13 protein-coding genes are annotated in these 14,272 nt (G+C 36.3%); 9 read left to right on the top strand and 4 right to left on the bottom strand.

Translation table 11 applies throughout. The features are described 5' to 3' along the window. Window positions 1-262 precede the first annotated feature (262 nt). From BIZ36_RS14345 to mobB, 5 genes are all read left to right on the top strand, one after another. The gene (locus BIZ36_RS14345; RefSeq protein ID WP_187458576.1) at window positions 263-610 is read left to right on the top strand and encodes a hypothetical protein; all 348 of its coding nucleotides are present in this window, start codon (window positions 263-265) and stop codon (window positions 608-610) included. A gap of 201 nt (window positions 611-811) precedes the next feature. Further along, window positions 812-1,171, top strand: a complete 360-nt coding sequence (locus BIZ36_RS14340) for a hypothetical protein (RefSeq protein ID WP_187458575.1) — start codon at window positions 812-814, stop codon at window positions 1,169-1,171. Between the two features lie 11 nt (window positions 1,172-1,182). Next, the gene (locus BIZ36_RS14335; protein ID WP_187458574.1) at window positions 1,183-1,557 is read left to right on the top strand and encodes a DUF3592 domain-containing protein; all 375 of its coding nucleotides are present in this window, start codon (window positions 1,183-1,185) and stop codon (window positions 1,555-1,557) included. 501 nt (window positions 1,558-2,058) lie between these two features. Then, complete coding sequence (locus BIZ36_RS14330; RefSeq protein ID WP_187458573.1) at window positions 2,059-2,643, top strand: BfmA/BtgA family mobilization protein; 585 nt, start codon at window positions 2,059-2,061, stop codon at window positions 2,641-2,643. A 5-nt stretch (window positions 2,644-2,648) separates the two neighbouring features. Then, entirely contained in the window at window positions 2,649-3,671 is a 1,023-nt protein-coding gene (gene mobB, locus BIZ36_RS14325) for a MobB family relaxase (protein WP_187458572.1), read from the top strand. 177 nt (window positions 3,672-3,848) lie between these two features. Here mobB and BIZ36_RS14320 read toward each other — a convergent pair whose 3' ends face one another. Beyond that, window positions 3,849-4,247 (bottom strand): helix-turn-helix domain-containing protein, encoded by a 399-nt coding sequence (locus BIZ36_RS14320; protein WP_187458571.1) that lies wholly within the window; start codon window positions 4,245-4,247, stop codon window positions 3,849-3,851. Between the two features lie 194 nt (window positions 4,248-4,441). Here BIZ36_RS14320 and BIZ36_RS14315 point away from each other — a divergent pair, with 194 nt between their 5' ends. The 4 genes from BIZ36_RS14315 to BIZ36_RS14305 all read left to right on the top strand — a co-directional run bounded on the left by BIZ36_RS14315 (window position 4,442) and on the right by BIZ36_RS14305 (window position 8,033). Further along, entirely contained in the window at window positions 4,442-5,236 is a 795-nt protein-coding gene (locus BIZ36_RS14315) for an RNA polymerase sigma factor (RefSeq protein WP_187458570.1), read from the top strand. A 1-nt stretch (window position 5,237) separates the two neighbouring features. Then, on the top strand, window positions 5,238-5,792 hold the full coding sequence (locus tag BIZ36_RS20925; protein ID WP_222937402.1) for a hypothetical protein: 555 nt from the start codon (window positions 5,238-5,240) through the stop codon (window positions 5,790-5,792). Between the two features lie 128 nt (window positions 5,793-5,920). Next, entirely contained in the window at window positions 5,921-6,334 is a 414-nt protein-coding gene (locus tag BIZ36_RS20920; protein ID WP_222937401.1) for a hypothetical protein, read from the top strand. A gap of 292 nt (window positions 6,335-6,626) precedes the next feature. Then, window positions 6,627-8,033 carry a cyclodeaminase/cyclohydrolase family protein gene (locus BIZ36_RS14305; protein WP_187458569.1) on the top strand — a complete coding sequence of 469 codons (1,407 nt, stop codon included), beginning with the start codon at window positions 6,627-6,629 and terminating at the stop codon, window positions 8,031-8,033. Window positions 8,034-8,107: 74 nt separating this feature from the next. Here BIZ36_RS14305 and BIZ36_RS14300 read toward each other — a convergent pair whose 3' ends face one another. The 3 genes from BIZ36_RS14300 to BIZ36_RS14290 are packed head-to-tail and all read right to left on the bottom strand — an operon-like array spanning window position 8,108 to window position 14,261. Next, on the bottom strand, window positions 8,108-9,106 hold the full coding sequence (locus BIZ36_RS14300) for a hypothetical protein (RefSeq protein WP_187458568.1): 999 nt from the start codon (window positions 9,104-9,106) through the stop codon (window positions 8,108-8,110). After that, entirely contained in the window at window positions 9,093-11,246 is a 2,154-nt protein-coding gene (locus tag BIZ36_RS14295) for an AAA family ATPase (protein ID WP_187458567.1), read from the bottom strand. Before BIZ36_RS14295 ends, BIZ36_RS14300 begins: the two co-directional genes overlap by 14 nt. Window positions 11,247-11,249: 3 nt before the next feature. Further along, window positions 11,250-14,261 carry a type I restriction endonuclease subunit R gene (locus tag BIZ36_RS14290; protein ID WP_187458566.1) on the bottom strand — a complete coding sequence of 1,004 codons (3,012 nt, stop codon included), beginning with the start codon at window positions 14,259-14,261 and terminating at the stop codon, window positions 11,250-11,252. Between the last annotated feature and the right edge of the window lie 11 nt (window positions 14,262-14,272).

Here is a 14,272-nt window from a genome sequence, read left to right as displayed (position 1 = left end):
CAATGAATAACTTGGGACTTGCAGTGTGTTCCGTTTTCATATCTTATTGTTTTATAGTACTTTAAAGATAAAGGACACGCTGCTTTTACATAGATGCTATAAGTAATTGTTTGTTCTCGCCTACTTCTGACACGGGCACGAAGTGCAAACTGGCGAAGCAAAATCCTCACGGATTTTCAGTTCGGTATGTACTTGTTAAGTTTGAATACTAAACCACACAACTACTCATAGCCGAGACGGTTGTAAAACATTTAAAAACTGAATGGGAATTGTAGCATATAACTACGTAGTTGAAGATTCGATAATTGACCAAGTTTTGAAATCGGATTTTGATATTGACGAATATTTGTCGAATCAATTAATGGACCACGAGTATCAAGGTTCACATTTTGAGAAAAGAGGAATTTTGTTTTGGCAAGGTGTCAAAGCTTGGTCGCCAATGTATGAATTACTTAAAATTTTAGATAATTCGGACAACCTCGTTTTGAGTAAAATAAATAACGAACAATTTTACATAGCTGAAACTGAAAAAAATGACAGAATGTATTATTATCATTCTTCAGTGGTTAAAGAAATTTGGAGTGAATTAAAATATCAATTGGAGAAATAGAAAACTCAATTGATAACCGTGAAATAGTAAAAACAATCAGTTCTATTGAAGGCTATTGGAATGAGAGAATTGAAAGGAAAACCCACGTTGTAATGGAATTTTTCGAGCTTTATAATGCTTTTTATGAAGCTCAATTGAAAGGTAAAGGTATAATAACAACATTCGGATAAAAAACGTTTTACGCTAAACGTTGTGAATATTTTGAAAGTCAAAAAAAGCATACGGAATGGAATTTTAATCCTAACAATTCTATTGTTTGGAATCTACCTTGGAAATAGATATTCAGAGCCTATCCCCTTTGATTCGGAAAAATGGAAAACACAATCGGAAACGGAAATGTCTATTAGATGGGACATGATGAATAGTTTGCGGGAAAACCACACCCTGAAAGGAATGACCAAAATCGAAATTATAGAACTACTTGGGAAACCAACACAAATTCATAAATCAAGTATCAGTTATGATTTAGGACCTTCAAAGAGAGGTGTTAATTATGGATTTTTGGAATTAACTTTCAATGAAAGAGAAATAGTCACGGATTTTGTTGTAGGTGACCATTAATAAATGGTACTTTGAAAAAAGATTCTCAAAATACGAGAGAAGGAGTTTGGAGCCATATAATTATTGGTATTTTAATTTTAGCAGTTCTAGTATACCATTACAATAAGGATTCAAGTGTTGCAAAATATAGAACAGAAACCATTGGGGTAATAATAAAGTTCAAACATCGTAATAAGGCAAGTTATAGCTTAAAGTATGAGTATTATGTTGATGGAATTCGATATGAAGGAAGTGTGGGAACATCATACTTTAAATGCCCAGATGGGCGAGAGGGTTGCGTGGGAAAAGAGGTCACTGTGTATTACTCTTCAAATGAGCCTAAATACTCTCAGGTCAATCTTAAGGAATATGACGAATATCGTAGAACGGTGTATTTGAATGAATAAAACTGTTTACAACAACAATGTTTATTGGACCAGAATTTTGCTATTTAGGCATATCCAAATGGCAAACAAATTCTCATCCTAGAAAAGATACCCAATAGTGAAGTATAAACAAGAAATAGATAAAATTGGTTATCTTTAAAAAGTGTCTTTGAACACTTCAGTACGGCAGTAATTATACGATTTGACTTTCCAAAAGTCCGTACAAACCAAATAGTATTTATGTGGCAGCTGATTTTCAATCATGCTGTATTTATTCGGTCCCGCTTGCGGGACGAAGGAATAGCAAGAGGGTGATGCGCAAATTGCGCCATCACGGTTGTTTTCGGGTATTCAAAAAGTTGAAAACCAGTTGATTGAACAGATTTTGGAATCCTGTGCAAAATCAGGGTCTACAGTAAACTTTTCCGAAATCTACAGTAAACCCTTTGGGAAGCCCAATAAACACTGGAAATTTTTGACGAAAAAATTGACGCAATTTGATGAAAAAATAAAATCACACCTATGGAAAAGCAATCAACAAATGACAGAAGTAAGAAAGGGACAGGTGGTTATTCCAATATTACCATAAAGAAAGAAACGGCCACACGTTTTCGCAGTTTTTCCAAAAAGTACAACAAGTCCCATAGCGAGGTTTTGGATGGAATGATACAATACTTCAAAGAGAACAACCTTGACCCTTTTGGGGAGGGAACAAAGATCATCCTTGACAGTATCAAAAAATTGGAGCGTCAGATGATGAAAAAATTCGATAGGCTCATTGCCATCATCAAGAACATGGAAAAGACCAGTATCCGACCCACCTATGAAATGGTGCTCATCCTTTACGAGGCCTATGTAAAGGATGGGAGGAAACCTAAACGTGAACCCCTTAAGTTACAAGAAGAGCGAATGGATTTTTTAGAGCCAAGAAACACCGTTCCCAAAACAGAGCACGATAGAATAATAAAAGAATTTGAAAGCTATAAAAAGCGTTACAATGAAATCCTCCAAAATGTGGAGAAGGTCGAACCAATGATGGGAAAGCCATATCTGAAAATAAATATGGATATCGGGGACTTTGAAAGCCTGAAACATCAATTAAGATAACGCTCATGTACTTAACCATCTCAGCACAGAAAATGGGCAGTACCTACAACTCCAGTGTAGGGAACTATGTGGACTATCTGGAAAAGGAAAACGAGGACAGATTGCCCGAACAAAGGGAGGAATTCTTTGACCAAGAAAACGACAGCGTAAGCCCTCAAACGGTCATCGATGAAATAGATGCCAATACGGCCAAACTAAGGCAGAAGGATCCGAAATTCTATTCCATAGTGGTAAGCCCCAACAAAAGAGAATTACAGGCAATTGGAAATGATCCGAACCTGCTAAGGGAATACACAAGGAAGCTCATGGAGGACTATGCCAAGAGTTTCCACCGCAACCAAGAGGTCAAGGCCGAGCACCTGAAATATTATGTCAAGATAGAGAATGAACGTTCCTACAGGGGATTTGACAGACAGGTTCAGGAGAATGCACCCTACCGAGGGGAGATAGCAAGGCTCAGGAATGAGATACGGAAAGTGGAGAGGGGAGAATCCATCGGGAATGTCCATGAGCTTGAAAAGAGGATCAAAGAGCAAGAAAGATTGGCCCCGCACAAACAGAACGGGCAATTGGTGGCCGCTGGAATGAAAAAAGAAGGGCCACAGACCCATATCCATATCATAGTAAGCAGAAGGGACGTAACAAATACCTATACACTTTCACCAATGGCAAAGCACAAGGCCTCGGAAGTGGAACTGAACGGAAAGACGGTCAAGAGAGGGTTTGACAGGGACAGTTTTTACCAAGCAGCAGAGAAGACTTTTGATAAAACAACTGGATTCAAACGGAATTACGTGGAATCCTATGTTGGGAGAAAGGCCCATGCCAAGGAACCGGGGAAGTTCTTTGCCAAGGTCATGGGACTGCCCACCAAGGAAAAGGACATGGCCTTTAAACTACTTAAAACGATGGGTGTCAAAGCTCCCAGTATTCCAACAAATAAAGTGCAAATGGCAGCCAAGATCATCAAGGCACTTGGAAGGGGCATTGATAAGGCAAGGGGCACAGGTGAGGATATGGGTTACTGAGATCCAACAAGTAGGTTGCGCCCTACCGGGTTTTTGCTTTACGCTTATCTACCGGAACACTACAAAAACCCGATAGGATCCATGCGCAAAAGTTGGGGGTAAGAATTTGGGACGCTTGCAGCACTTCACTGTGTTCCGTTCGCTCTTTTATAAGAAAATCTGATTCAAAGTATTGGGCTATTTCTTGTCCAATAGTTTTTCCAAGTAAGCAACCTTATCTTTTTCAGCCTGAACAAGACGCTCGTATAGTTCAATAACTTTTTCCAAAGGATTGAAAGTAGGGTATGGCCCTTGATTAAAACTATTCCCTTGTGGTGCACTGTTTTCGTAAAAATTGTTGAAATAATTGAAAACCGCTTCTTCTGAAAAATTTTCAATCCCTTCTTTAGTTACTCCGAGTACCTTTGCAACCTCTTCCAATTTCGCATCCTCTAAGGTTTCACTTTTTTCCAAGGAAGAAACACTCTGCTGACTGATTCCCAATTCCTCAGCAAGGGTTTCTTGTTTCATTCCCCGGAGTTCTCTGATTCGGGCAATCTTTCGTCCTATATGATTGGTTTTTGTCTCTGTCGGCATAACTTAAAGATATTTAAAATATTCCTTTGTTTCCCCTTTTGGTAAAATACAACCTTATACTGGTAATTTACAATCGGATGTGGTGGGTAACATTTTTCTACACGACTAATTTAAACGAAAATTTCAGCTTGGAGAAATCCCACACCAAAGAATAAGAAGTTCATCAACACCTGAGAACCTCAAAAAACAAATGAATGGAAAATCAAAATTCCCTAGAAGAATGCTATGAACGCCTAAAAAAGGGTTGTGCCATTTCCTTTACTGAAATCTACACCAAATATCACAGACAGATTTTCTGGTTGGGCAAGAGCTTTCTCGATGATGGTTTTGTTGTGGAGACATTGGTTCAGGATGTATTCTTGAAGTTGTGGGTGCATAGAGATACATTGGAATCACCCAAGCACATTTATTTTTTTCTTCGATTTGTCATGAAAAGGGAGTGCATTACATACTACACCCGTCCTAGGAACAAGTTTTTCAGGAAAGTCTACTCCTTGGAGAGTTTTGAGAATTACCAAGACTCTATGGTTGGGTATGACCCCGCTGAAGACAATAACAATTTTAAACTTCAGGAAGGGGAACAAGAGAAGTTCGAAAGTATCAAACGCGTCCTGCCCTTATTGGCTGACAGTAAAAGACATGTAATCAATCTGTGTTTGAAATACGGCTTCCAGTACAAGGCTATTTCCAAGGCAATGGGAAAAGGCATTAATGATACCTGTCGAGAAATAAAGGAAGCTATTGAAGACATTAAAACCATCCTTCATCAAGGAAATAAGCTCGATTCCAGTAATAACAATACAGATGAGATAAAGTTTACTGGCGAGATGACAGAAGAGCAGACAAAGGTGCTTAAAATGCGTTGTGAACTAAGATATTCCTTTTCCGAAATAGCCAATGAACTAAACCTCTCCCAAAAGGAAGTACATCAGGAATTCATGATAGCCTATAGGTTAATGGAAGCAAAACATCAATTGCAATCAGCCTAACATGGAAAAGTCAACACTAAAACTCACTCGTAAGATCCAAATACTGATCGACCTCCCTACCAAAGAAGAGAAAAAAGAGGCCTTGGATAAACTGTACCAATGGCAGAATAGGTGCTTTAGGGCTGCCAACCTAATAGTGACCCATCTTTATGTTCAGGAAATGATAAGGGAGTTCTTTTATCTATCAGAGGGGATAAAATATAAACTGGCAGATGAAAAGAAGGATGACCATGGAATCCTAAATCGTTCTAGGACCAATACCACTTATCCAGTGGTATCAGATCGTTTTAAAGGAGAAATCCCCACAAACATATTGTCCAATCTGAACCAGGCCTTGATTTCATCTTTCAAGAAGAATAGACCTGAGTATTGGAACGGTGAACGCTCGTTAAAAAACTTCAAGAGGGATATGGCCTTCCCTTTTGACTTGGAAGGTATGAGTGGATTACACTATAGTGAAGAGAAAAAAGCTTTCTGTTTCCGTTTGTTTCAGATTCCGTTCAAAACCTACTTGGGAAAGGATTTTACGATAAACGGACATTGTTGGAGCGGGTAGTGGAGGGTAAGACTAAGCTGTGCACATCGCACATAAAGCTATAAGAAGACAAGATTTTCTTATTAGCGGTATTCGAAATTGAAAAAGAAAACCATGATCTAAGAGCGGAGATTATTGCAGAAGCCTCTTTGTCCCTTGAATATCCCATTGTTATAAAGGTTGGTAAGTCAAGGCTTACCATTGGTACAAAGGAAGAGTTTTTGTACCGAAGATTGGCGATACAATCGGCATACAGACGGGCAAAGATTGGGGCAACCTATTCCAAATTGGGTAAAGGCATCAAAAGAAAACTAAAGGCAGTTGACAGACTTGGTCAAACGGAAAGTAAATATGTCCATAACCGTTTGCATGTATATAGCCGGAGGTTGATTGATTTTTGTGTTAAACATAGGGCAGGAACCCTCATACTTTTGAATCAGGAGGAAAAAACTGAAATTGCTAAAGAAGAGGGATTTGTATTAAGAAATTGGAGTTATCATGATTTGATGACTAAAATAAAATATAAGGCCAAGAAGGTCGGTATTGAAGTTATAATTGATTAAAAAAGAACCGATTGAGGGTGCTTGTACACCCGTAAGGTGAGGTCAAAGACACTCACTAAATGCAAAAGCATATACAACGCGTGGACTCGCTTATTTAAAATCTTTATGCTACTTCAAAGTAGATTAATAATTGCATCATGAAAAGATTTCCTAGAAGGATTTTTTTCCGTTTAAGGCATAAATAAAATAAGAAGCTTCCAACAACTTATATTTTGATTTTAAGAAACCCCTTTGAGCATTACATGCTCAATATTATTGAAGGGAATTGTTTCTTTGCCTATATTTAGGCAATATGAAAGTCAAGCTGTTAGATAAAACTGTAAATGAAATAATGCGGAAGTTTGGTGCAGGAAACCATAAGCCTGGATCAGGTAGTGCTGCTGCATTTCAAGGAATGATATCCGCAAAACTTATTTCTACAGTAATAAGTTTATGCGCTGAAGAAAAAAGAAAGCATTTATATGCAGATTGTATCAATGAACTGTTAGATTTTCAAGAACAAATTGAAAAAAGGATTTATCCAGGTTTGGCAGATTTATTTCAATACGATTCTGATCAATTTGATAAAACCATTAAATTAAGGACGGCTAGGGACAATGAAAAGGATGAAGTCACAAGAAACCAATTAAGGAGAGAGGCTCTTGAAGAATTAAAAATCTCTATAGCAACCCCATTTCAAATAGCATTCCATTGTAAGGAAATTGCTGAAATTGGTGCGTTTGTCTTTGACAACGGGTTTAGGGCAGCTAGAGGAGATTCACAGGTAGGAATAAGTGGAGCTGTTTCGGCAATAGCTGGCTGTATTGCAATCATAAGATTGAATGTGCTTTCTTTTAATAGCGATGAATATGAATATTTAAAATCAACTGTATCCAAAGTAAATGATCTAGCCAAGGATTATGAGACTTTACGTCAAATAGCCGACTCTAAAATTCAAGTGTTACAAGAAGAATTTGGGGAAAAAATACCTCTCTTTGAAGGTATTAATAATCTCATTTCTAAATACAGAACTGAAAAGAATTTAGATGTAGAGGTCTGTGTTCGTGATTTACAAAATCTTATATGGAAGAATAAATCCTTAATTTGGAAAAATAACACCCCTAAAACTGAAATAGAAATATTAGGACCTGATATAATATTAAAACGAGTTTTGGGATACGATTATTTTTCTTCATCAAGTTATGGTGTTCCCAGTGAGGAAGGTGAAATTGTTGAAGTAGCTGGAGTGATAGACCAACCGAATAAATTAGTAATGGTCTCAAATATATATTCAAAAGAGACGCAGAATTTCACGGCAGCACATGAATTAGCTCATGCTATACTTCATAGTCAACCTATTCTTCATAGAGATGTGGCAGCAGAATATTCAGGACAAAGAAAAACTAGGGATTATAAAGAAATTCAAGCAGATAAATTTGCCTCATATTTTTTAATGCCAAAATCATTGGTATTGAAAGAATTCAAAAAAAGATATTCAATTGAAGTTTTTGAGTTGAATGAACTTTCCGCATTTAAGTTTGGAGGTAAGAGTGTTGTTGATATCAGAAAAGAATGTAAATCTTTGAGGGGATTGTCAAGAAAGCTCGCAAATTCAATTTCATTTGACAATAATAGGTTTGACTCACTTGCGAGTAAATTTAAGGTTTCTATAGAAGCCATGGCTATTCGTTTGGAAGAGTTAGGCTTGGTGAAATACTAATTATTTTACTAAGATTACCTAAATCAATAGAGGATACCTTGTATTTTGAATTAATATAGTGAGTGAGTGATTCATTATATTATTTTTAATTGTCTAGCGATATCTTGAGTGTATTTCGCCATTGGCCTTTTAAAAGTTTCTTCTGGCTTGCTATAGTTTGAAATGATCATTCTATCAATTATTGAGGGGTCTGGAAAAATTTTATTGAACGTTTTATTCAATGTCTTCCTATAAGTAGTTGGGTTTGCCTTTGCTTTCCAGACCAATTCTTCGCCAATATCTTTTTGAGCGTCGTAGATTTTTTGAATTTGGAATAACTCATTATGATTTTGAAGTAATTCAATATTTCCATCCAAGCTCTCGAATTTAATTTCCAGATTTTTTAAATTCAGATTGATCCAATAATTAATGATGGACTTATTATCAATCCAAAACTTGAAAATATCCAAATCGTGCCCAGAGGTATATAATTCAAACAATGCACTCTCTTTTCCTTTAGCAAGATTGCAGTTTGCGCAAGTAGGATATAAATTAAAGTAAGAGGTACATAGAAAAGGGTATTTGGATTTTGGATGAAAATGATCCAGTTGAAGCTTCGCTAAAACTTTTTTCCTTTTCTTTTTCTTTTTTTTATTGTAATAGATTGGTTCAATGGTCAAAGTAGATTGGGCATTGCAATAGACACATGTTCTAATATTGGAATTGAGTAAATAAGCTGGAAACTCTTTTTCTCGCAAATCTTCATATCGCATGGCTGATACGATTTTTTCATTAAATCCAATTTTTTTACTATTGATTTTTGTATCCATCCGTGAATTATGGACGATTGAGTCGAATTCGGTAATGAGACTATTCATTTTCATTGGATCCGCATTCAGGATATCATAGTATTCATCTATGATTTTTTCAATATAAAGCCTGTAATTGTGGTGTCTTCTGGATATTTTTAATGCAAGTTTGGACAATCTATCTTGAGGAAGTTGAAAACTAGTTGGTCTTGTATTGACAAAAAGGTCCTTATTAAATGAGGCAACTTCTTTTTTAAGTATATCGGTAATCTTAATTTTCCTCACCTTCAAGTTTTTTTAATTGATCTGATAATTCCTTGATTCTTTTTCGAAGCTGTTCTTTGTCCGAAGTGGGGAACTTTTGATTATACAATTGTTGGATCCTTTCTTTGATAAGAGGCTCATCTATAATGTTTATGAATTTTTGAGCCATTTCAGATGTTAGATTTCGTCTTAGTATAATTTTTTCAGAATCAACTTCTTCGGATTGATTCGTTAAAAATGTGATCAAATCTGTTATAGTTTTTTGGGCGTACTCACCCATGAAACCATTTTCCAGAAAGAAGCTGTGAGCAAGTAAATCGTGTACGTTTGCTCCAAATGTTAATAAATCTTGGTGCTGTCTGTTATCAACAATAAATGATAGATTTGAATCTATATTCTTATCTAAGAAAACTACATTATTTACCGGGATGTCAGATAAAGTCAATGGGTCGTGAGTGGTGAAAATAATTTGAGTTTTTAGTGGAGATAAGTTCTGAGAATCTTCATCAAATAAATTTCTATTAGGAACTAATTTTTCAAAAAGTATTGGAATCGACTTGGTGATTGCATCGATAAATTTTCTTTTCCAAATAGGGTGATATCCAAGTTCAGGCTCATCCAAAAGGAGTAAATAATAATTGAATATAGGATGTATTGAGTTTTTCAGAATATCTATCCTGCTGTTTAATCTTGAGAAGAAATTTAGTAATGCTTTTTCGCCTGACGATAATGGATATGTCGATTTAATAGATAACAGATCAAGTCTATACACATAACTTGAGGTAAGCCCTAATACCTTGTTATAAGCATCGATAATATTGTAAAAATCTTCACGATTATGGGTGTCAATTTTATAGAGCAAACCTCCATTTTTTGTCTCAAATTTTTTCTCTGAAACAAATTTTTCTAGAAGTTTATAAAAGTCAAAGAATGCTTTGAACCTCTCTAAATGTCTCTTCATCAATTTAATTGCATCAGAAGGTTTAAATCCTTGTTGTGAAATTCTAGTGTGTTTTGGGTCTTTTATTATTTTTATAATTTGATCATAATCTAGAATCGAAATACGGCCTAGTTTCTCCTTGATTTCATCCTTTACAATTTCATAAATATTGGCAAGATAGAGTTCCAGAAATCCATCAAATCTATTTTCAAATGAATCTTCGATTATTATTTTTTGAAAATCATAGCCACCTTGAAAAGGGGTTTTTGGAAATGTAGCTGTCAGAATTAGGTATGAAAAAAGAGTGACTTCAAAGTCTTTAATAAAGTTTGATTGACTATGGATTCTGTCTGTCTGGTCATTGGAATTAAATTCTTCCAAATCCCAAAGCTCATCGAATAAACTATTTAGGCCTTTTCCTTTGATAATGTTAATATATCTTTCCAATAAATATTCTTTCACAAAAGACTTATCCAAAGGCCATTCCCATTTACCTTCATCTAATTCACGTATATCTGATTCGATATATGTTTTTAAAACACTTTCACGATTTTGGTTTCCTAAATTGGTGGAGGCATAAACACTTTTAAAGTCTGTCTTTCTGTGTGTTGTGACCTTAATCTCTAGCTCTTTAAATTCAGGAAAATCCGGATATACCGATTTTAAAGTATCCATTACTGGATCATTCAAGAGGATGACATCTTGTCGAATTTGCTTGAGGTACAATTGTCCTAAGTTTTCCTCCCCTGTTGAAACAAGATTTAATTGTGACAATGTATTGATTTGCTCGATGTCGACAATTGGAGTGTAATATTGTTTGACAGGACTTAATGAATTCGTCGGTATTTCTTTTAATTCAAAATCAGAAACAACTTTCTTTAAGGACAACTCATTGCAATAGGATATAGATTCATCATTGCTTTCGAACACATAAAACACCTTTTTTTTTCTTTTATCACCTTCTGAATGTATTGCTCTCAAAATAGTTGTTTTTCCAATGCCATTTCTGCCAACTATAGCTGAAATTAAGGATATGTGTTCTCCAAAAAAATCTGGTATGAAATTTTTGTTGAGAGAGTCTTTAGTTATTAAAATATTCTTTTCTATTATTCCTATTTGATAGTGGAATTGACCACCTAAGTTTATGGTTAACTCATCATGATTCTCACCAAACAAGTGTGGTAAAATTCCTTTCGGTAGATAAATGGCAGCTAGCCTCATTCTTTACTTCTTTGAATTAATTCCTCTATTGATTAACTCTTTCACTACACCAAACATCATTGCCGAGAAATCTTCTTTAAATTCTTTGTTATCAGAATACAGTTTGTAAAGGTCGAAGTTTGTAGAAATGTGCTTGAGCAACTCTTCTCCAACAATTTTGTCACTTGTGATTCTTGCGTTCTGCTCGTCTGAATGTTGAATAGAACTTATCAACTCTTTATTCTTTGCAACATCTGTGGCTATGTTTTCTGCCATTTGACGGACTTTGTCTGCATCTTCAAATTCAGTGCCGTAGCGTTCATTGAAAGTTTGTAGAATGTTTGAAAGGCGGTCAATTTCGGGTTCGACTACTCCGCCTCTCATTTCGGTTGGAATTGGCTTTAAGTCTTCACCTTGCTCCAAAACCACATTGGTTGTAGATTCTAATTGCAGACGGTAACTGTCCATGTCAATATTTCCCAAAACACCTTTAGCCAAATCCACTGAATTATCACCACCAAGCTTGTTTTGCAGGTGATTCAGGAAGATGTAAAGACGCTCTAAATAAGGATTCTCAAACGGAACAATTTGAGAAAGGAAAATGTAGAGACGAACGTATGTTTTGACTTTTGCCCTGAAATCAGCTTGTTGCTCTTCTTCCAAGTCGTCTCTGAAAATAGCAACCGATTCGTCCAGTGAAGCGTGTAATTGGTCAACAGGCACATTTGCCAATATCTTGTTGGAGAAGTCTTCAACTTGTTCACGAGAATAAACTTGATAATTATCCAAAGCATCTTGTAAATCAAAAAGCTTGTTCGGATCTGTTGCTTCTCCAAGAATTGTGCTTTCAAAATATGGTTTGAAAGCATTCTCCATATCTTCTGCTGTGTTGGCAAAGTCAAGTACAAAAGTGTCTTTCTTCAATGGATGACTTCTGTTAAGCCTTGATAGGGTTTGAACTGCGTTTACTCCACCTAGCTTTTTATCTACATACATGGTGTGAAGTAAAGGTTGGTCAAAACCAGTTTGGTATTTATTGGCAACCAACAAAAAACGGTATTCATTCTTTTCAAACTCCGATGCAATTGAGCGACTCGAAAAACCATTCAAACTTGCTTCTGTTTCTCCGTCAATTTCACCTGAAAAAGCGACAACCGCTTTATACGGGCTGTTTATGGATTTCAAAAAAGCGTCAAATGCCTTTTTGTATTGGACTGCATTTTTTCGGCTACTTGTTACCATCATGGCTTTTGCTTTGCCACCCATTCGCTTTTTCTGCATCACATTTTCCATGAAATGGTCAACCATCAATTTTGACTTTTTCTTGATGGCGTGTTCGTGATTTTCTACATAAGCCTTGAGTTTCTTTTGTGCTTTTTTCTTGTCGTATTCTGGGTCATCCTCAATCTTCTTGAGTAAGGCGTAAAAACTTTGATATGTTGTGTAATTCTGTAAAACATCTTTGATGAAGCCTTCTTCAATGGCTTGCTTCATAGAGTAGAGATGGAAAGCTCTGAATTTTGTTTTCTCGCCTTCTTTGTAAGGAACTCCAAACAGTTCTAAAGTCTTGTTTTTGGGAGTAGCTGTAAAAGCAAAGTAGCTGGCATTTGGCAAGAGTTTTCTTGACTTCACCAAAGCCCTGATTAAATCTTCGCCTGTTACTTCGCTGCTTTCATTTTCGTCATAATCTGCCAAGTCGGATTTCAATTCGTCCTCATCATTTAGTTTGGATAAAGATTCGTTGAGCTTCCTTGCCATTTGTCCACTCAGACTGCTGTGGGCTTCATCTATGACAATTCCAAAATTATTTCCTGGCAATTCTCCAATTTCTTCTACAATGTGCGGAAACTTCTGAATGGTGGTAATGATGATTTTCTTTCCATCTTCCAAAGCAGTTTTTAGCTGCTTACTTCCTTCGGTTATGGCTTCAACTACACCTCCAACTTGTTGGAATTGCTTGATGTTCTCACGGATTTGTGCATCCAATACTCTACGGTCTGTAACGACAATTACTGTATCGAAAATGTTGTTACTTCCTGACTTGTCATGCAGCCCAATTAATTGATGCGAAAGCCAAGCGATTGAATTGGACTTTCCTGATCCTGCGGAATGTTGAATTAAATATTTCTGTCCCGAACCTTTTTCCTGAGCATCAGTCAATAGTTGCCTTACTGCCGAAAGTTGGTGATAACGAGGAAAGATGAGTTTCTTCTCTTTTCTAGTTCGTTTTTTCCCTTTGTCGTCCGTGTATTCTTTTTCTTCTGTTACGAGCTGAGAGAAGTTTTGAATGATATCCGTTAGGCTGTCTTTGGTTAAAATTTCTTTCCAGAGGTAATCCGATTTAATCCCTCCATTTGGTGGATTTCCTGCTCCATTGTTATTTCCCTTGTTGAATGGTAAGAAATACGATTGCTCACCTTTAAGTTGGGTACACATCCAAACTTCTTCAGTGTCCACAGCAAAGTTTACAACCAAACAACCCAATCGAAAAAGTTTTTCATTGGGGTCTCTGTCCTTTTTGTACTGGTTGATGGCGTGTTTTACATTCTGTTTGGTTAATTCATTTTTTAACTCAAAAGTGATAACTGGCAAGCCGTTAATGAAAACGACCATATCCAAGGAATTCTTGTTTTTGTTAGAGTAGTAGACCTGACGAATGACCGAAAAGATGTTGGCTTGGTACAAGGCACTTGCACTGGCATTGTAAGCTGAAACAGGTTTGTCATAAAATAGCTTGAGTTTGGTGTCTGTAAAGCCATCAACGATCCCTTTTCGCAATACCTCGATTACTCCTTTGGCTTGAATGCGGTCATTAAGACGCTTAATGATTTTTTGGCGATACAAGTCTTTGTGATACCTCTTGAGCTTCTCAACTGCTTTGAGCTGGGTAGTTTCTAAAAATTGAAATAACAAGTCTTCATCCAAGCAAGAGACATTATTGTAATCAGTGCTTTCTCTTTGGATGTATCTATTGGTATCTACCAAATAATTGGTGATATGACTTTCCAAGCCTTTTTCCGTGGTATCCGTTCCCATAAATTAACTTC

This window comes from Cytophaga sp. FL35 (assembly GCF_014349235.1).
Lineage (GTDB): Bacteria > Bacteroidota > Bacteroidia > Flavobacteriales > Flavobacteriaceae > Euzebyella.
This window is presented reverse-complemented; position numbering and strand designations above follow the sequence as displayed.

Coding starts and splice junctions, on each gene's coding strand:
- BIZ36_RS14345 (WP_187458576.1), top strand. CDS start 263: ATGGGAATTGTAGCATATAACTACGTAGTTGAAGATTCGATAATTGAC.
- BIZ36_RS14330 (WP_187458573.1), top strand. CDS start 2,059: ATGGAAAAGCAATCAACAAATGACAGAAGTAAGAAAGGGACAGGTGGT.
- mobB (WP_187458572.1), top strand. CDS start 2,649: ATGTACTTAACCATCTCAGCACAGAAAATGGGCAGTACCTACAACTCC.
- BIZ36_RS14320 (WP_187458571.1), bottom strand. CDS start 4,247: ATGCCGACAGAGACAAAAACCAATCATATAGGACGAAAGATTGCCCGA.
- BIZ36_RS14315 (WP_187458570.1), top strand. CDS start 4,442: ATGGAAAATCAAAATTCCCTAGAAGAATGCTATGAACGCCTAAAAAAG.
- BIZ36_RS20925 (WP_222937402.1), top strand. CDS start 5,238: ATGGAAAAGTCAACACTAAAACTCACTCGTAAGATCCAAATACTGATC.
- BIZ36_RS14305 (WP_187458569.1), top strand. CDS start 6,627: ATGAAAGTCAAGCTGTTAGATAAAACTGTAAATGAAATAATGCGGAAG.
- BIZ36_RS14295 (WP_187458567.1), bottom strand. CDS start 11,246: ATGAGGCTAGCTGCCATTTATCTACCGAAAGGAATTTTACCACACTTG.
- BIZ36_RS14290 (WP_187458566.1), bottom strand. CDS start 14,261: ATGGGAACGGATACCACGGAAAAAGGCTTGGAAAGTCATATCACCAAT.